We start from the raw sequence: 17,782 nt of genomic DNA, 5'->3' as shown, positions 1-17,782 counted from the left end.
ATGACTTAGAAACTTAGGTTCAGGCCGACCAGGAGCGTCCGGGATACCGGCAGATAACCACCATCGAAGCCCAGGTTCCGGTTGCGGTCACCACTCGAGTTGTTCGAGATGCTGATCTCCGGGTTCAGGCCGGTGTACTTCGTAACGGTCAGCAGGTTTTGGCCCTGAACGTATACCTGAGCGGTACCCAGACCCAGCTTCGACAGCAGGGCGGTGGGGAGCGTGTAGCCGAGTTGAACGTTTTTCAGGCGGAAGTACGAACCATTCTCGATGAAGTACGTCGAGGGCAGGCTGCTCACCTGATCGTTGGCGTCGGGGATCGGCGTGGTGCCACCCTTGTTGGTCGGTGACCAGGCTTCGTACAGTGCCCGCTTCGACCGGTTCCCCTGGAAGGTGTTGAAATCGGTGAAGTAGCGCGTATAGTTGAAGATCTGGTTGCCCTGCGAACCGCTACCAAATACGGTAAGGTCGAAGTTTCTGTAGCCCAGGTTCAGGTTGAGGCCATACGTGAAATCGGGGTGCGGCGAACCAATAACCGTACGGTCAGCGTCGGTAATCACGCCATCACCGTTGACGTCGGCAAATTTGAATTTACCGGCTTTGTTGTAAGTCGTCGTCCCGAACGGTGCCCAGGCTTTGGCTTCTTCATCGCTCTGGAAGATACCCAGCACTTTGTAGCCGTAGAACGACGACACGGGCAGGCCCGCCTGCGTCAGGGTCACACCGCCACCCGGTACACGTGAGCTATACCCGAAGTAGCGGGTCGAGGGGCTTTCGTCCAACTGGATGACTTCGTTGCGGTACGTCGCGAAGTTCAGCGTAGCGCCATACCGGAAATCGCCACGACGATCGCGGTAGCTGATTGCCAGGTCGACTCCGCGGTTGCTCATGCTACCCACGTTGTACGACGGAATTTCGGCATCACCCGCCGAATACGTAAACGGCGTGGTGAACAGCATGTCGGTCGTTTTCCGGCTCCACACGTCGAAGTTCACCTCCAGTTTGTTGGCGAGCATCGACACGTCGAAACCGATGTTGGTCGAGGCCGTCGATTCCCATTTTGCATTCGGGTTACCAAAACGCCGGATGTCGAAACCAGCCGTAGCTGTGCCCGGATCACCGTTGATCGGATAACCTGAGTGATAGGTGTCTGACTGGTACGTCGTGTATGCGTTGTAATCACCAATCGCCTGGTTACCCGTCTGCCCGTAGCCGGCCCGGATCTTCATGTCGTTGATGAAGGTGATGTTCTTGAAGAAGTCTTCCTGCGAAATCCGCCAGCCAGCCGATACGGCGGGGAACAGGGCGCTGTTTGAGGCAGCCAGGAAACGCGACGACTGGTCACGACGCAGGATGGCCTGGAACAGGTACTTGTCGTTGAAGGCGTAGTTGACCTTTCCGAAGATAGAGAACAGCGTGTAATCCTGCTCAACCCGGCCGCTGTTGGCCGACGTCGCCCGCGTACCCAGATCGAGGTAGCTCTGAATCGACAGCTGATCGTTGAAGAAGCCGCTACGGAACGCATCGAAATACTCCTGATACTGCTTGATGGCCTCCGTACCGACAAACGCTTCCACTTTGTGCGCACCACCGAAGGTTTTGGCGTAGTTCAGCGTGTTGGTCCAGACCCACTGGTAGTTGTAGCGGCTCTGATCGTTCAGCTCCAGGTTGAAGTTACCCTCGATGTATTCGGGGTTGGCCCGGCGCAGGTACTTGGCCCGGTCGCTGTTGGCATCGATACCGATCGAGCTACGAACCATGAAGCCCGCAGGCAGGTCGACTTCGGCATAGGCGTTACCAAACACGCGGATGCTGTTGTAGCGGTTGTCGCGCTGACGGTACAGCGTCGCTACCGGGTTTTCGTTGTTCCCGAGGTTTAGGCCCCGGCTACCCGCGAAGTTGCCCGCAATATCAAAAACCGGCAGCAGGGGGTGGTGCTTGTAGGCACCCGATACGGCGTTCTGCTCTTCGTTGTTGTTGAAACCACCCTTGCGGCTGCTGTAGGCCACGGTCAGGTTTTCACCAACCCGGATGCGCTTCTTCACGTTGAACTCGGTGTTGGCCCGGATCGAATAGCGGTCATAGCCAATGTACTTTACCGTACCTTCCTGATTGAAGTAGTTGACTGACAAGGCGTAACGGCCCGTTTCTGAACCACCCGACGCACCAAGCTGGTAGTTCTGGATGGGGGCCGCCTGCGTTACTTCATCAAACCAGTTGGTATTGGCTGAGCGGGTGATCGGGTAGATGTTGCTCGGCGTCAGCGAGTACTTGGCCGGATCAACGTCGGGTGAACCTTCGGCACCCCGGCTGGGGAACACATAGGCCGGAATGGTAACCTGCCCATTGGCGCCGTACGTATACTGACCGTGTGAAGGCGTTTTGCCCGCGTTTACGTCGGCCAGGTACAGGTATTGGCCCAGTTCGGTTGAATTCAATACCTCGCCTTTCTTAGCCCACTGCTGGCTACCGTAGTAGGCGTCGAAGGTAATGCGCGATACCCCGGCTTTCCCTTTCTTGGTCGTGATGATGACAACGCCGTTGGCTGCCCGTGACCCGTAGATCGACGAAGCCGAGGCGTCTTTCAACACCTGGAAGGTTTCGATGTCGTTCGGGTTGATGGTACCCAGGTTCTGCGTGGGTACACCGTCGATGATGTAGAGCGGGTCATTGCTACCGATGGTACCCAGACCACGAATCCGCACGGTGGCACTACCGCCCGGTGTAGCATCGTTGGTTACCGTCACCCCGGCTACGCGGCCCTGCAACTGCTGCGACACGTCTGTGGCCGGAATCGACAACAGTTCTTTGGTATTGACCGTAGCTACTGCCCCGGTAATGTCCCGGCGCGATTGTGAGCTATAGCCCGTTACGACCACCTCGTTCAGTGTTGCGTTTTCTTCGCTAAGCGACACTTTGATATTGGTTTGATTGCCCAGGCGAACCTCCTGTGCTTTGTATCCAATAAACGAGAAGACCAGGGTGGCGTCATCGGTGGCGACAATTGAAAACTCGCCGTTTGGGTTAGTTACAGCCCCTCGGGTCGTGCCTTTCACTGTAACATTGACGCCGGGAAGCCCGGTCCCGTCGGTTTGGCTTGTCACTCGCCCTGTTCGGGTAGTGCCCTGTGCCAATGCCATTCCGCTCGTGAATAGCACACCCAAGAAGAGGGCGATGCCCATGAATCTGGACATGTACATGTTTAACATAGAGTATAAAATTAGGTTTGTCTATTAGCCATTCTTCTGAATGACTAACTCTAAAGCTATTACCTATCCAGAACGTTGCAAACCGTTTAGAAGCATTGCATGAAATAATTATACCTTTATGCTATTAATTGTTAATTTTTCGTAAAATAATGCAATCGTTGTTTTTGATATTTACTAAGTAGTTTAGGCTGATTCTGATAGAGTACTTAAGCAATGAAGTAAGTACAAATAAGTTAACGAATTGAACGATTCAAAGAAAAAGGGGGTGTTATATCTACTTTAAACATAGATTTGATATGGTACGGACATGAAAAAGGTCCGCCAACAGATTGGCGGACCTTGTCAATAAAAAGGGTTATCAACTAGTCGTCTTAGTTGTATCCCGGATTTTGCTTGAGTACATCGCGACCCTGATAGTCGATCTGCGTGAGCGGGATCGGCATATACTCATCTTTGTTGGCCGTGAACTTCGCGCCGCCGTACCCTACGGGCAATTTCTGGCTTTCGTAGGCAAGGAAAGCGTTCAGCACCGTTGACGCATTCCCCCAGCGTACCAGGTCATAGAAGCGGTGGCCTTCGCCCGACAGTTCCAACTTACGCTCGAACTGAACCGCAGTCCGTGCTGCCTCTTTGCTGGCAAACGCCGTTGCATACGTGTTGATCACGTAGTTGGCCGCGTTGGCACCGCTCAGCTTTACCCAATAAGCTGGGTTAGCCGCCCGCGTGCGAACCTGGTTGATGTAGGTACGTGCCGTTTCCAGACTACCCACTTCGATTTCGGCTTCGGCTGCCATCAGCAGCACATCGGCAAACCGAATGATGTTGTAGTTGATGGCCGAGTACCCATCAGTCCATGAGCTACCATCCGTGAGGGTTTTGTCCTGCGATCTGTAGAAGATAAACTTCTTGGGCGAGTAGGGGCCGGCGAAGCCCTGGTCACGAATCCAGTCGAGGCCGGGGTGCACCTGCCAGTCGAGGTAGGGGATACCACGGCGGCCAACCGACCAGTCGAGCCGCGGATCTACGGGGCCAGCGTCTGGCGTGAAGGCGGTTTTTGAGTCGATACCCTGGTCGTTTTTCAACTGGTTGTTACCCGTGTTGTATGAACCATCGAGCAGGGGCAGGCCGTTGGCCGTGCGGAACGAGTTGGCCAGCTCAAAGCTGGGGGCAAAGAAACCGCAGCAGCCGGCCGGGCCATTCGAGCCCGTGTTGTACGGGAAGTTCAGGTCGAGCTCCTGGGCCGAGTTGGCTACGTCGCCGGTGTTCACTGCCGCCTGAATCGCAAATACCGACTCTTCGTTGTTGTCTTTCTCGGCATTGAAGAGATCCGTGTAGTTGGCCACCAGGGCGTACTTTTTACCACCAGCCGTTACGCCGTTGGCAATAACCTGATCAAACAGGGCCTTGCTTTCGGTGTATTTTTTCTGGTACAGGTACGTCTTCGCCAGGTACGCCGTTGCCGCCCACTTGTTGGCACGACCTACAGCGCCCTGAGTAGCGGGCAGGTTATCGGCCGCGAATTTGAAATCGGCTTCGATCTTCGGCCAGATGTCGACGTTGTTCGCCACCTTCTCAATGCCGGTGCCGTAGTCGAGCGTCTCGTCTACGTAGGGCACCATGTTGAAGGAGCGCTTCAGTTCGAAGTAATAGTGCGCCCGCAGGAACTTGGCTTCGGCTTCGATCCGGGATTTGTCGGCCGCAGAAACGTCGGCGCCGGCGTTGGGCAGCAGGCGCAGCACGGCATTGGCCCGGCTGATACCTTCATACATGCCCCGCCATTTGTCGTTCACGTCGCCGTTGGAAGGCAGCAGTTCAAAGCGCTGGAAGGTGATGAAGTTACTGTTACCACCCGCATCGCCGGAGTTTGACCCTTTGTTGGCTTCACCGCCCGATACGCTACCCCGCACCCAGTTGAACGAGCTGGTGGCCCGGGAGAAGCCCCGGCCATTAAGCTGAGCGTAGGTTGAAACCAGGGCGGCATCGATCGAGCTCTTCGAGTACAGCAGCGGATTGTCTGTACGCAACGAGCCTGTTGGCTGCACATTCAAAAAACTTTCTTTACAGGCGAACGTGGTGCCTAGCAAGATTGCCGCGACGGTTGTTCCCCTAAGAAATAGCTTTTTCATAATAGATGATTGTCTCGTTGTTGTGATGTAGTCAGGTTACCAGCATCGGCTACCTGACCGTTATCTGGTTTTAGAAGCTGATGTTCAGTACGGCGTTGTAGCTACGCGTGAGGGGGTAGTTACCGATGTCGATACCAAAGTTGGTATCAGCTGCGCCCCCTACAGCCGGGTCGAGGCCCGAGTAGCCCGTAACGGTGAAGAGGTTGTTGGCTGCTACCGCAATCCGCACGCGCTTCATGCCCAGCCGATCCAGCATACCGGCCGGCAGGGTGTAGCCCAGCGTCAGGTTCTGCATCCGCAGGTACGAGCCGTTTTCTACGTAGTACGAGTTGGCCTGCGTGTTGGTGCTGAAGTTCGACGTCGACTCGAAAATGGGTACGTTCGTGTTAGTGTTCGTGGGGAGCCACGAATCTTTCACGCGGGCACTGATGGCTGCTCCCGGGAATGACGGGTAGAAGTCGGTGTACCATTTCGAGTTGTTGAAGATCTGGTTGCCCAGCGACGTGTACAGGTACGTGACGAAATCGAAGTTTTTGTACTTCAACGTCAGCGTAGCACCGCCCGTGAATTTCGGTACGGGGCTGCCCAGGTACGTCCGGTCGTCGTCGTTGATGCGGCCATCGTTGTTGATGTCGGCGAAACGGAAACGGCCCGGAGCGGCGCCATCCTGCGTGGGAGCCGAGGATACTTCTTCTTTCGAGTTGAAGAGCCCGATCACCTTATACCCGAAGAACGACGAGATCGCCTGACCCGGTTCGTTGCGAACGACCGGCGTGCTCAACCGCTGGCCACTGCCCGTGAAATAGGGCGTGCCCGGAGCCAGCGCCGTGATGCGGTTTTGCAGGAAGCTACCCGTCAGGTTGGCTTCGTAGGTCAGGTCGCTGGTGACGTTACCCCGGCCGATAATCTGAATGTCGATACCCTGGTTACGCATGCTGGCGATGTTGACCGACGGCGCGTTGGCCCGAACCCCTACAACACCCGGCAGACCCAATTGGAACAGCAGGTCTCTGGTGTCTTTCCGCCACAGGTCAAAGATGACTTCCAGGCGGTTGTTGAAGAACGACCCATCGATACCGAAGTTGGTCGTGATCGAGGTTTCCCATTTGGCATCGGGGTTACCGATCTGGCTGCGGTAGAAACCGGGCGTAATCGACGTGTTGGCACCCGTCAGGTCATAGCCGTTGCCGGGGTTCGACGAAAACAGGTTGTACTGGTTATTGGGGTTCACGTTGTTGGAGTTACCCATCGTACCGTAACCACCCCGCACTTTCAGGTCGCTGATCCATGACTGGTTTTTGATGAACGGCTCCGACGACAGGCGCCAGGCAACCGAACCGGCCGGGAATACCCCGTAGCGGTTATTAGCCCCGAACTGCGACGAACCATCGCGGCGGATCACCCCCGTTACGATATACTTGTCGTTGAACACGTAGTTGATCCGGGCAAACTGCGAGTAGAAGTTAACCCCCAGGCCGTTGCCGCTGTTGACCAGCCGGGTAGAGCCGGGCGTGGTTGTGCTTAGGTTCACGTAGGCCGGATCGACCGTGGCAGGGTTCAGACCTGAGCCGTCGATGTTGCGGCCGCTGCCCGTGTTGAGGGCTTCGATACCACCCAATACGTCGATTGAGTGAATGCCGAACCGCTGCTTGTACTGCGCCGTGTTGGTGAACGTCCAGGCCAGCCCCGTGCTGGCGCCTTCGCCATACGTGAAGTTGGTGTTGTTCTCCGAGTTTTCGTACTGAGCGCGGTTGTAGTAGTTGTAGTAGTTGTTGTAGAAACTACCACCCAGGCTGCTCCGCAGGGTCAGGGCCGGGATCGGATCAAACTCAATGTAGGCGTTACCGTAGCCGATAATGCTGTTGCTAAGGTTGTTCTGCTGGCCAAGACGGTTAGCGACCGGGTTACGGGCATTGTTGAAGCCCGGTGCTGCCGTACCGGCATAACCACCAAACGAGTTGTAGACCGGCACGATGGGCGCCATCCGGAACGCCAGCAAGACGTCGTTTTCTTCGGCGGCTACGTTCTGGCCGTTGCTACCGCCCTGCTGCCCTTTAACCGACAGGTAGGTGAGCTGGAAGTTCTCGCCAATGCGCAGGTTTTTGGTCAGATCAAACTCAGTGTTGGCGCGCAGCGTGTAGCGGCTGAAATCGTTGTACTGAACGATACCCCCCTGATTCTGCATGCCCAGGCTAACGTAGAAGCGGCTCGCGTCGGTACCGCCTGAGAAACCAAGCGTCTGGCGCAGCAGCGGGGCCGTGCGCGTGATGGCTTTATACCAGTTGGTACCTTCTTTGTTGGACGGAATAACCAGGTACACGGCGCCGTTGGCCGGGTTGGTGTTGTACCGGGTACGTTCGGCCGCCAGATCAACGCCGCCCGTTACGCCGGCCCGAGTGCCTACCAGCAGGTATTCGGGCAGAACAGGCGTTTGGCCCGATCCATATTGGCCACCAGCCAGACCCGTGAAGCTATCGGGGCCAACCGTGCCGCCAGCCTGATAGATATCATTGCGGCGCGCCTGCCAGGTCCAGTCGGCCTGCTCCTGCGGATTCAGGATGGGCTGACCTTTACCCGGATCAGTAAAACCGTACAGACCATCATACGTAACGGTCAGTTTCTGCGCCCGGCGCTGGCCGCGGCGGGTCGTATACACGATTACGCCGTTGGCCGCCCGTGCCCCGTAGATCGACGCCGCTGCGGCATCTTTCAGGACCGTCGTCGACTCGATGTCGTCGGGGTTGAGGAAGTTGATGTTCTGCGTCGGAACGCCATCCACGACATACAGGGGTTGGTTACCGCCAAAGGCCCCAAAACCACGTACCCGGATCTGGCTGCTGGTGCCCGGTTGTCCGTTGGTGATCACCGTTACACCCGCTACGCGGCCCTGTAACTGCTGTTCAACGTTACCAGAAGGCACCGTTTTCAACTGCTGAGCCGGCACGGTTGATACCGAACCGGATGTTTCGCGGCGGCTATCGCTGGTATAACCCGTAACAACGACTTCGTTGAGCGAGGTAGCATCATCTGCCAGCGTGACCGTAAAGGTGGTCTGAGAGCCGACAGCGACTTCCTGCGATTTGTACCCGATAAACGAAAAAACAAGTGTTGCAGCGTTGTCGGCTACAATGGTAAAATCACCGTTTGCATTGGTGACAGCCCCACGCGTGGTGCCTTTAATCGTTACGTTAACCCCTGGAATACCCGCTCCATCAGACTGACCCGTAACCCGACCGGTACGAGTAGTGCCCTGAGCGAGGGCTAGTGTGCTGGAGAGTAACGTACCCAGCAAAAGGCTAAAGCCAAGTAGCAGTTTGGAGAGATTCCTGCTTGCCATAGATGAGTTGAGTTTAGTTTAATCAGACCGGATGAGTTTCCCGATCGAGGCTAAAGCTATTACCCGGCCTACAGGTGACAAATTAATATTTGATTATTGCCTTAATAATTATACAATCGATTGCATAATACCCCACTTTTTCGTTAAAAAATACAATTTCTATTATTTTGGTCTACTAAGTATAAATTGGCCTTTTTAGGGCCGTACTCAATCTTATTACTTAAACCTACTTATATGCAATGCATTGCAATTAGGCATAAAAAACGGCACCTATCTTGAGGATAAGTGCCGTTTTAAATTTTTTTAACGGTTATGGTTATACGTCACACAGGTTAACCGCCTCGCGGAGGCTAGTGAGTGGGTCGCGCTTGGGAATAAATTCCTGGGCGACAAACCCTTTGTAGCCCGTGGCCACAATGGCTTTCATCACGGCCGGGTAGTTGATCTCCTGCGTTTCGTCGATCTCGTTCCGGCCCGGATTGCCACCCGTGTGGTAATGCCCGATGTACGGGCTGCTATCGCGGATGGTACGGATGATGTCGCCCTCCATGATCTGCATGTGGTAGATGTCATACAGGAGTTTAAAGCGCTCAGAGCCGACCGCTTTGCACAACTTGACGCCCCAGGCAGTGTGGTCGCACATGTAGTCTTTGTGGTCAACCTTGCTGTTGAGTAATTCCATAATCATCGTGATGCCGTATTTCTCGGCGCTGGGCATGAGGCGCTTAAGGCCTTTTGCGCAGTTCTCGATGCCCACCTCGTCGCTCATGCCCCGGCGGTTACCCGAGAAACAGATCACGGTGGTGAGGCCCGCTGCTTTGAGCTTCGGAAAAATACCCTCGTAACTGGCTACCAGCTCATCATGCAGCTTGGGATCGTTGAAGCCATCGGTGATGCCTTTGCCGGCGCCCCACGGCAGGGCCGAGGTCAGGCCGTATTTCTGGAGCGTCGGCCACTCCTCGGGGCCAACCAACTCAATCGATTTGATACCGATCGATTTGGCCGCCTTGCAGAGGTCTTCCAACGAAATTTTCGAGTAACACCAGCGACATACCGAATGGTTGATGTTACCTTTCAGAGCAGCAGCTGCCGGTTGGGTGGGAGCAAGGGGCTCTTTTTCTTTCATAAGCTGCGAAAAAGAAGGTACGGCTGTCAGCGACAGGGCAGTACCGGTTAGGGTTCGGAGGGCGTTGCGACGTTGCATGGGGGGAGGTAATGCAGAATGAATAATGTACAATGAATAGCCAGATCAGGCTTGAGAAATCATGTATTGTACATTACTCATTGCACATTATTCATTAAAGTTAAAGCTCTCTGATTCGGATGTTACGGAACCATACTTCGTTGCCGTGGTCTTGCAGGGCGATCCGGCCAGTAGCGTATTTGCCGAAGCCATCCCAGGCCTTAAACTTGCTGGCGGCCACCATCTTGTCCCACTCGGGGCCGGTGGTGGGATACTCGACAACCTTCTTGCCATTGAGGTAATGCTCGCCTTTGCTGTTGGCAATCACGATGCGCACCTTGTTCCACTGGCCGGCGGGTTTCACGGCGTTCAGGTCGGCGGGGGGCAGCATATCGTAGAGCGAACCGGCTTTGTGGTTGCCGCTAACGCCCGCTTTGGCGTCGGGGTGGCGCTCATCGTCGAGCACTTGCACTTCCGGGCCGGTGAAGTACGTAGCGTTGTATTTGGGGTCTTCCGAAACGTGGTAGATGATGCCGCTGTTGCCGCCCTCCGAAATTTTCCACTCCATTTCCAGTTCAAAGTTGCCGTACTCTTTGTCGGTCAGCAGGTCGCCGCCGCCCCGGCCGCCGGTAAAATGGATCGCGCCATCTTCGGCTTTCCAATTAGCAGAAACGGGTTGACCCGCTTTTTTGTAGGTATGCCAGCCGGTGAGCGTTTTACCGTCAAACAGGCTTTCCCACTTGCCTTTCAGGGGCTCTTTCAGGGTCGTTGCGCTGGTGCCGATAACCAGGGTAATCAGGGCGATACCCAGCGTTGTTTTCATGCGGTTCATAAACTGCGGTTTTTATGTCAGTACACTCGGGCAACCGGTTTGTCGCGCTACTGACAGACGGTCACGTTGAGAAAGGGTTCAAAAATGCCTATTTAACCATAAAGCACAAAAAAAGCAGGCAACCCGCGTGGGTTGCCTGCTCTATAACAGGGTTATAACAAGCTTATTGTTCTTTCCCGGCTTTGCCGTCGTAGCCTTTGTTATGAGGATCATACCCGACGTTCGGGTTATCGCCCTGTTCCAGGTACGTGGCATCAGCCCGCTTGAAGAGCGCTTCATCCGACGGGTTGTCGGAGATGGATTCCAGTTTCTGGGCTTCAAACTCGGTCAGGCCGCGCTTGGGCTTGTCGGGGTTAAGCAGGTCGGGATTCACGTCCCACTCCTGATACGTCCCTACGCTTTCGCCGCTGGGGGCATCAGGGTTGTTGTCGCTCCAGTTTTCGGCGCGGGCGTTGGTCACGTCGTCGCGGTTGGCGGCTTCCATATCAGCACCCGCCGTGCTGTCTTTATAGGCATTCGTGCCGACCCCTTCCGATTCGTGGCCGTAGTCGGACGTACCTTGTTGATTGGGATCTTTCGAATAATAGTCAGAATCAACCTGATCGGGATCAAAAGCGGATTTAGTTGCCATGGTTTGAGTGATTCGTGTTTGCTTACTAAACCACCTATCTGGCGAGTTGTTTAAAATCGAAAAAGCACAGCCCGCGTCAGGCGCAAGGGACGTCAGGTACGTAGCGGCGATCAGGCCATCAGACGATACCGACTAATTGAGTTGTGTAAATTGATTTTAGCGCGAAGCCAATAGAGCAATAGATAGTGTACAAGTGAAATAGAGGACTGATTTATCGAATGGCCTTTTTTGGCGTAACGAACGGTGCCAAGAATAGATTTGTAAATTACTGATTACTAGAAGATTGTGTTGATTATTTTTCTGCTTCGGTAGCGCTGGTTTTGGCGGGTAAAGTGCGACCGATTTATGTTTTTCTTTTTGACTAAAATACGGTATCTTTAAGTTGTTAAACAACCCCTGTAAAAGGCAAAAGGGGCCTCAACCGGACCCCCTGCTCGAACAGTAAACAACAAATACTAATGAACACGCAAAACAAAAACACAATCGAGACTTTTCAAAACGCTCAGGTCGTGAAACCGTATCAAATGATACACGAAACGACGGGTGAAGTGGTCAGCCGGTACAAGTATTTGGAAGGGCACCCGCGTCAGTATCGGTTCGATGCCAAGGAGGGTGTGTTTAATGTCAACGGCGTTGAGAAGCTGGGCCGCACCCTCACGTTTCAGCCTATTGCGTGGCGCATTTTTACGGATAACATCCTGAATATGGGCACGAAGAACTGGGCTGAGCTCTTTTTCATCGACGAGAAGAACTGCGTATCGGCGGTGCTCTTCCACGGCTATTCGGTCGACAATATCTTCCGGCTGATCGAGCCGCTGTACTACGATGACCTCACGCTGGCCGACGTGGTGATCACGGCTACGGCGGAGAAAAAAGAAAATAATAAAATTCAGCCCAAGGGCATTTATTACATCGCCAACTTCTCATACCAGATGGCGAACCCCGAGAAATCGGCCGAGCTGAAACTGTTTGCGCAGGACTACAAGGTGTTCCGGCAGGAAACCCTGACCGACATCGCCAACATCAAGACGGCGTTTAACTACTACAACCCGTTTGCGCACGCTATCGACGAACCCGTTCTGGGGCCAATCGCCGGTCCGGCGCTCTTGACGGCCTGATCGCCGGTACGTGTTTGACTGCTGTATGGTCGACGTCCGCGCGAGGTTTGCCAGCCGAAGCAACAGGCACAGGCTGGCAACCCCAGGCGTTGAACGTTGACCCTTAAACTGCTTTATTCATGACTCCCTCTTTGTTGACCGACCAACTGATGGGCTGGGTACGTGCCGGCATGGCCTTACCCGGCGATTACCGCACGTTGCCGCGCGTATCGAACTCCGACCTGACGCGCCTGAAGGAAGAGCAACTAGGCTACACCAATGGCAAGCAGCCAACGGCGCGTTGGGGGGCTGAATCGGCCAGCCGTTTTGGCAACCGGGCGTTTGGCAAAGCTTTTCATCAGCACCTGCTCGAACCCGAATCGGTAGCGACGGTGCTTGAGCAGCTATTGCCCGACCTGACCAACGATCGGCTCATGACGGATGCCCTGGGTGGCGACCTGACTACGGATAACACCCCAACGAGCCTGACGCAGACGATCCGGCACGACTCGTTTTGCCGGCGTTACCTGCGCATGGCCGAACGCGACCGGGTGGTGCTGTTTACGGACCCGGTTACGCAGGTGGCCTGCAAGGCGCGCCTCGATCTGGTCTACACGAGCCCCAAACGCCACAACGCGCTGGTGCTTGACTTCAAGACGACGTCGGCCCGCACGCAGGCGCAGTTTCTGCAAAGCTGTTACGACTACGACTACGACCGGCAGGCGGCGTTTTACCTCGACAGCCTGCAACATGCCGATTCGGGTGAATGGGATACCACCCGGCGGTTCCGGTTTGTGCTGGTTGGCGTGACCAAACAGGCCCCGCATCGGCTGTTTGCGGTGGACGCCACGGCCCTGCCCGGCTTCGTTGACTACGGTCGCAAAAAGTACCGCTTTTGGCTTAAAAAATGGCAGGAAACCAACGGGTTACCGGATTAATTCGGGGCCGTTTTTGTTCTATTTGAACAGGGTAGCAACCGGCTGAGCCGGTTGCTACCGGAACAACAAAGCTGATGAACACAACGCCCACTTCGACTACTCCGAGCACCGATACGGCCAGTTTCATGGCCGCTCTGCTGTCGGTACGCCCGTCGGCTATCCAGTTCGACTGGGGGACCGACAATCTGGTGTTGTGGATTGAAGATTTAAGCCCCACAGGTACGTTGCTCGACCAGATGGCCGAGGTAATTGACCGGGTGGGGTTCGCCATCGAGTTGCACACGGGCTGGGACCACCGTACCGATGCCGGTACCTACCACCCGCTGTTTGGCTACCGGCTGCTGTTTCGGGATGCCACGGGCCTGTGGCACGGCGTTCGCGTGAGCCCGGCGGGACGTTTTGTGGGGACGACGCCGCTCCAGGAGATGGACTACGAAATCGCTTACGATAAAGTCATGTGGCTGGAAGACTAGACCCGTTCAATTCGTCTCCAGCGTTGCGTGGCTAATGTTGAGGTGCTCCAGCTCGTGGCGCACCTCTTTTTTTAGGGCGGCGATTTGATCTGCCGACAAACTAGTGTCGAGCGTAAGGTGGGCTGTGAGGGCGGTTTCGGTTGTGCTCATGGCCCATACGTGTATGTGCTCTACCGCCACGACCCCCGGAACGTCCTGAATCGTCTGCCGCACGTCGGCGAGCATGATGTTGGCGGGTACACCATCGAGCGTCAGGCGCAGGCTGTCGGTAAGCAGCCGCCATGTACCCACCAGAATCACGATCGCAACCAGGATACCCACGGCCGCGTCGAGCCAGAACCAGCCTGTGTAACGCATCAGTAACCCGGAGATCACCACGCCAACCGATACGAGCGCATCGGCCAGCAGGTGCAGGTACGCGCCGCGCATGTTTAGGTCGTGTTCTTTGTTGCGAAAAAAAAGCAGTGCTGACGCCGCGTTGACCACAATCCCCAGAGCAGCTACCCAGGCCACCGTCCCCCCCGGAATGGAGCTAGGGTGCTTGAAACGCTGAATACTTTCCAGCAGAATGGCCCCGACGGCCAGTAGCAACAGCACCGCATTAGCCAGCGAGGCCAGCACCGTACTTTTTCGATACCCATACGTAAACGTTGGTGACGACTTTACCCGCGCCAGCCGAAAAGCCAGCAGGGAGAGCAACAAGCCCGCCACATCGCTTAAATTGTGCCCCGCGTCGGCCAGCAAAGCCACCGAGCCCGTATATAGCCCCACCCCGGCTTCGACCAGCACATAAAGAATGTTGACCGCCGCCCCAATCATCAGGGCCCGGTTGATGGTTGTGATCGTGGTGGCGTGTGAGTGAGCAGTGTGGTTGTGTGAATGATCGTGCGCGTGCATAAAAACCAGTTGGTGGAATAACCACAAGATTGCCCGTTTACAGTAAAGTGGCGAGTTAAAACGTTAAACGTTACTTAGCAAACAAGATACGGTGGAGAAAAGAGCCAAAACATATGTAACGCCCGACGGCCGGGTAGTGGGGTGGCGCTGGAAACGCGTGCCCGTTATTCTGTGGCTGATCGTGGTGGGGTGTACGCTGTCGGCCCTGACGCTGATGGGTCGTGTTGGGTATCTGCTGGCGAGGCGTGGCCCCATTCAGCCCAGCGATGATTTTAACCTGACAGTGTTTACCCTGCTGCTGGCCGGTGGCGGGGCGCTGGCGTTTAGCCTGGTCGTTTACCTGCTAGCCCGGCCCGAGCAGCCCGATACCGACTAGCCGGTTGTCGCCGAATGTCAGATTTTTTTGAGAAAAATGGCGTAAATAACGCAACTGCTTAAGAATATTTGCTTAGTTAGCGGAGGTCTAAGCCGTTGTCTATCCATGTATCTCATGAAAAAGCTGTACGCGTTGTTAGGTCTATTAGCCATAGCGCGGGTCGGGTGTAGCCAGTCAAATCCGGCTCCATTCGACCTTTCGTCGGGAAACTACACCTTCGTCAGCTGGGACGGAGCTTCGGCGGCGGGTACCTATCCCCCCAACATGGTTTTCCAGACATCGCGCGACGGAGAAGATAACCTGTTTAACCCATTGGCCCCCGGTACCGGCGATTACCAATGCGCTTATAACCTGACGGCTCGCTCGCGTTTGCTAGGGAAGGGTAGCGCCGGAATCAGTTTTCTGAATACAGCCGAAGCGCAGTTTAACGATTGCGTGGGGGGAACAGTCAGCAATACACGCTTCGTAGGTAGCGCGGTAGTCGCGCTAAACACAACTGGCCGCGATGGGATTATCGTGAGCTGGACGGGTGGGACCGTAGCATCGGGTGGGCGCCCCTATGCCATTCAGTTGCAATACCGGGTTGGCACAAGTGGCAACTTTACCAACGTTGCGGGTGCGGCTTACGTGGCCTCGACAACCGGCACCAGTCAGGCGTTCAGCCTAGTGCTTCCCAGTACCGTCAACGATCAGCCGGTTGTGCAGTTGCGTTGGGTCTATTACCAGACGGGCACAGGCAGTGGTACGCGCCCCGAACTACGCCTCGACGACATTACCATCGGCTCGACGCCGCTGCCGGTAACGTACCTAGACTTCAAGGCCGAACCGCTCGGGAAAACTACCCGCCTCAGTTGGGCAACGGCCTCCGAAGTCAACAACGCTTCATTCAGCATCGAGCGTAGCGCCGACGCGGCAACTTACGCCACCTTGGGCCGCATAACCGGCAGCGGTACCACCACCGCCCGCCAGACGTATACCTTCACCGACGAAGCCCCCGCTCCCGGCTGGAACTACTACCGCCTTCGCCAGACCGACAACGACGGAGCCGCGTCCGTATCGCGGCCGTTGGCCGTTTGGGCTGGGACCGACATCACAGCGCAGGTGTTTCCGAACCCAACCCACGACCGCCTTCAGGTACGTTGGCCAACGGCCGAACAGACAACGCCAGCCTACATATTGCTCTATGATGCGTTGGGTATACTGCGCCGTAAAACGTCCCGCGCGGGTGATGTTACGGACCTGACGGTGAGTGATCTGCCCGTTGGTCTGTACCTGATACACCTACAGCAACAGGGTCAGCCCACTATAACCCGCCACGTGCTGATTAACTAGGGGGCGTCGAATGCACACCTTAGCCAGCCTCACTGCTCCTCGACAATGACGTTGTCATTGGCCCAAAAGCTATCGTCAAAGTCCATGACCCGTTCCGAAAAGGACTGGTTTTCGGTGATTACGTCCCGGCGGGCAAATTTCTGGACGTTGTCGAAACTGGTTTTGGTCACCACGAAGTCCATCAGGTTACGGATTAGCTGAGCCGGTCTGGCGGTGTACTGATAGTGGTTTTCGACCTGCGCATGATGTAGCGTGTATCGCCCGTCGAGTGGTTGGTAGGTGATGAGGTAATGCCGATACAGCAGATGAATGGGTAACTGATAAATGCGCAACCCGTTGTTGACGTGCATACGCCCATTGGACGACAGCGTAAAATGGGCTTTTACGATAGCTAACGACGATTTTTCGATCAGTACCTTCCCCTCGAAAAAAGCGCTGTTGCGTGGCGACGGACCCAAACGGGGTGTAAACGAGATGATGTACGCGTCGCGATCGTCGACCGACGTCATGCCCTCGTACGCGTAGGTATAACCAGCCTCACCAAATGGGAGCAGGAACGTACCCAAGTTGGTTAGTTTGGCAATGTCGAGCATGATGCCCAGATGCGGGCCGTTGGTGATATTGGGCAGGTGGCAGGTATCCGTTCCTGACAAAAAATAAGTGGGCAGCGGTTTGCGGCGACCTTTTAGCATCCGCACGGCATCGGCCGAACTGCTGCGCCCATAACTGGCTTTATACAACTCCAATTGCCCTTCGCTCTGCACCAAAAATTCCTTCTCACGTACCCATTCCCGGTAGAAACCGGTCATCATAGCCGGCTGATCAGGGTAGTTCTTGTGAATGCGCCGCACTGCCTTCACCACCAGATCGACCGGGTCAATGGGACGCACGACGACCTCGTTTAAGTGTTGTGCGGCGGGCACAAGCGCCAAGGTCAGCGCCTCTGCGTGGTCGGTCAGCTGGCGGAGCGCCACGTACCGGGTCTGATGACCTACCATCGAAAGGCGCAGGCTATCAGTGGGCGCAGCCTGATCGATGTGGAGTTGGAAACGACCATCGCCATTAGCGACGGTGCCGACCTTGAGGCGGGGGACGTACAGGGCGGCATAGGGAAGGGGTTGGCCCGTTTGACTATCGACCAGCCGCCCCCGAAGCAGCACCGGTGACTGCGCCAGCCCTACCGACGATAGCAGCAAACCGATGATGACCCACCGAAGCTGAAAAAGAAACCCACCCATGATGCCCATGTTGACCGGGGCATAGTTACAAAACGAATCGTAATCGTCAATTAAAACAGACATACTATCAAGCCAAAGCGATGATGGATCGGCCTGGTTGTCGCTACCTTCGG

Annotated in this window: 13 protein-coding genes; 5 read left to right on the top strand and 8 right to left on the bottom strand. The window is 55.5% G+C overall.

Translation table 11 applies throughout. From position 1 onward, the window contains the following. Positions 1 to 5: 5 nt before the first annotated feature. From FAES_RS22000 to FAES_RS21975, 6 genes are all read right to left on the bottom strand, one after another. Entirely contained in the window at positions 6 to 3,194 is a 3,189-nt protein-coding gene (locus tag FAES_RS22000) for a SusC/RagA family TonB-linked outer membrane protein (RefSeq protein WP_229364520.1), read from the bottom strand. Between the two features lie 386 nt (positions 3,195 to 3,580). After that, on the bottom strand, positions 3,581 to 5,335 hold the full coding sequence (locus FAES_RS21995; RefSeq protein ID WP_015333389.1) for a RagB/SusD family nutrient uptake outer membrane protein: 1,755 nt from the start codon (positions 5,333 to 5,335) through the stop codon (positions 3,581 to 3,583). Positions 5,336 to 5,405: 70 nt separating this feature from the next. After that, on the bottom strand, positions 5,406 to 8,672 hold the full coding sequence (locus FAES_RS21990) for a SusC/RagA family TonB-linked outer membrane protein (protein ID WP_015333388.1): 3,267 nt from the start codon (positions 8,670 to 8,672) through the stop codon (positions 5,406 to 5,408). A gap of 316 nt (positions 8,673 to 8,988) precedes the next feature. Beyond that, positions 8,989 to 9,876, bottom strand: coding sequence for a hydroxypyruvate isomerase family protein (locus FAES_RS21985; RefSeq protein WP_015333387.1), 888 nt, complete (start codon positions 9,874 to 9,876; stop codon positions 8,989 to 8,991). Positions 9,877 to 9,976: 100 nt separating this feature from the next. Continuing rightward, positions 9,977 to 10,687, bottom strand: coding sequence for a 3-keto-disaccharide hydrolase (locus tag FAES_RS21980; RefSeq protein WP_015333386.1), 711 nt, complete (start codon positions 10,685 to 10,687; stop codon positions 9,977 to 9,979). A 163-nt stretch (positions 10,688 to 10,850) separates the two neighbouring features. Next, entirely contained in the window at positions 10,851 to 11,318 is a 468-nt protein-coding gene (locus FAES_RS21975) for a hypothetical protein (RefSeq protein ID WP_015333385.1), read from the bottom strand. 458 nt (positions 11,319 to 11,776) lie between these two features. Between FAES_RS21975 and FAES_RS21970 the strand changes: the two genes are divergently transcribed. The 3 genes from FAES_RS21970 (at position 11,777) to FAES_RS21960 (ending at position 13,826) form a co-directional block, all read left to right on the top strand. After that, positions 11,777 to 12,436, top strand: a complete 660-nt coding sequence (locus FAES_RS21970; RefSeq protein WP_041258286.1) for a hypothetical protein — start codon at positions 11,777 to 11,779, stop codon at positions 12,434 to 12,436. Between the two features lie 119 nt (positions 12,437 to 12,555). Next, entirely contained in the window at positions 12,556 to 13,353 is a 798-nt protein-coding gene (locus FAES_RS21965; RefSeq protein WP_015333383.1) for a PD-(D/E)XK nuclease-like domain-containing protein, read from the top strand. 74 nt (positions 13,354 to 13,427) lie between these two features. Further along, entirely contained in the window at positions 13,428 to 13,826 is a 399-nt protein-coding gene (locus FAES_RS21960; protein WP_015333382.1) for a hypothetical protein, read from the top strand. Positions 13,827 to 13,832: 6 nt separating this feature from the next. Here FAES_RS21960 and FAES_RS21955 read toward each other — a convergent pair whose 3' ends face one another. Next, the gene (locus FAES_RS21955) at positions 13,833 to 14,723 is read right to left on the bottom strand and encodes a cation diffusion facilitator family transporter (protein ID WP_015333381.1); all 891 of its coding nucleotides are present in this window, start codon (positions 14,721 to 14,723) and stop codon (positions 13,833 to 13,835) included. Positions 14,724 to 14,814: 91 nt separating this feature from the next. On the opposite strand from FAES_RS21955, the gene FAES_RS21950 reads away from it, so the two are divergent. Together FAES_RS21950 and FAES_RS29270 are read left to right on the top strand one after the other, a co-directional pair. Further along, the gene (locus tag FAES_RS21950) at positions 14,815 to 15,099 is read left to right on the top strand and encodes a hypothetical protein (RefSeq protein WP_015333380.1); all 285 of its coding nucleotides are present in this window, start codon (positions 14,815 to 14,817) and stop codon (positions 15,097 to 15,099) included. A gap of 114 nt (positions 15,100 to 15,213) precedes the next feature. Continuing rightward, positions 15,214 to 16,431 (top strand): T9SS type A sorting domain-containing protein, encoded by a 1,218-nt coding sequence (locus tag FAES_RS29270; RefSeq protein ID WP_158408803.1) that lies wholly within the window; start codon positions 15,214 to 15,216, stop codon positions 16,429 to 16,431. A gap of 29 nt (positions 16,432 to 16,460) precedes the next feature. Here the strand turns inward: FAES_RS29270 and FAES_RS21940 are convergent, their stop codons facing one another. Next, positions 16,461 to 17,732 (bottom strand): carboxypeptidase-like regulatory domain-containing protein, encoded by a 1,272-nt coding sequence (locus FAES_RS21940; RefSeq protein ID WP_015333378.1) that lies wholly within the window; start codon positions 17,730 to 17,732, stop codon positions 16,461 to 16,463. Positions 17,733 to 17,782: the final 50 nt, after the last annotated feature.

It is taken from the genome of Fibrella aestuarina BUZ 2, assembly GCF_000331105.1.
Lineage (GTDB): Bacteria > Bacteroidota > Bacteroidia > Cytophagales > Spirosomataceae > Fibrella > Fibrella aestuarina.
This window is presented reverse-complemented; position numbering and strand designations above follow the sequence as displayed.

Coding starts and splice junctions, on each gene's coding strand:
- FAES_RS22000 (WP_229364520.1), bottom strand. CDS start 3,194: ATGTCCAGATTCATGGGCATCGCCCTCTTCTTGGGTGTGCTATTCACG.
- FAES_RS21995 (WP_015333389.1), bottom strand. CDS start 5,335: ATGAAAAAGCTATTTCTTAGGGGAACAACCGTCGCGGCAATCTTGCTA.
- FAES_RS21990 (WP_015333388.1), bottom strand. CDS start 8,672: ATGGCAAGCAGGAATCTCTCCAAACTGCTACTTGGCTTTAGCCTTTTG.
- FAES_RS21985 (WP_015333387.1), bottom strand. CDS start 9,876: ATGCAACGTCGCAACGCCCTCCGAACCCTAACCGGTACTGCCCTGTCG.
- FAES_RS21980 (WP_015333386.1), bottom strand. CDS start 10,687: ATGAACCGCATGAAAACAACGCTGGGTATCGCCCTGATTACCCTGGTT.
- FAES_RS21975 (WP_015333385.1), bottom strand. CDS start 11,318: ATGGCAACTAAATCCGCTTTTGATCCCGATCAGGTTGATTCTGACTAT.
- FAES_RS21970 (WP_041258286.1), top strand. CDS start 11,777: ATGAACACGCAAAACAAAAACACAATCGAGACTTTTCAAAACGCTCAG.
- FAES_RS21965 (WP_015333383.1), top strand. CDS start 12,556: ATGACTCCCTCTTTGTTGACCGACCAACTGATGGGCTGGGTACGTGCC.
- FAES_RS21960 (WP_015333382.1), top strand. CDS start 13,428: ATGAACACAACGCCCACTTCGACTACTCCGAGCACCGATACGGCCAGT.
- FAES_RS21955 (WP_015333381.1), bottom strand. CDS start 14,723: ATGCACGCGCACGATCATTCACACAACCACACTGCTCACTCACACGCC.
- FAES_RS29270 (WP_158408803.1), top strand. CDS start 15,214: ATGAAAAAGCTGTACGCGTTGTTAGGTCTATTAGCCATAGCGCGGGTC.
- FAES_RS21940 (WP_015333378.1), bottom strand. CDS start 17,732: ATGTCTGTTTTAATTGACGATTACGATTCGTTTTGTAACTATGCCCCG.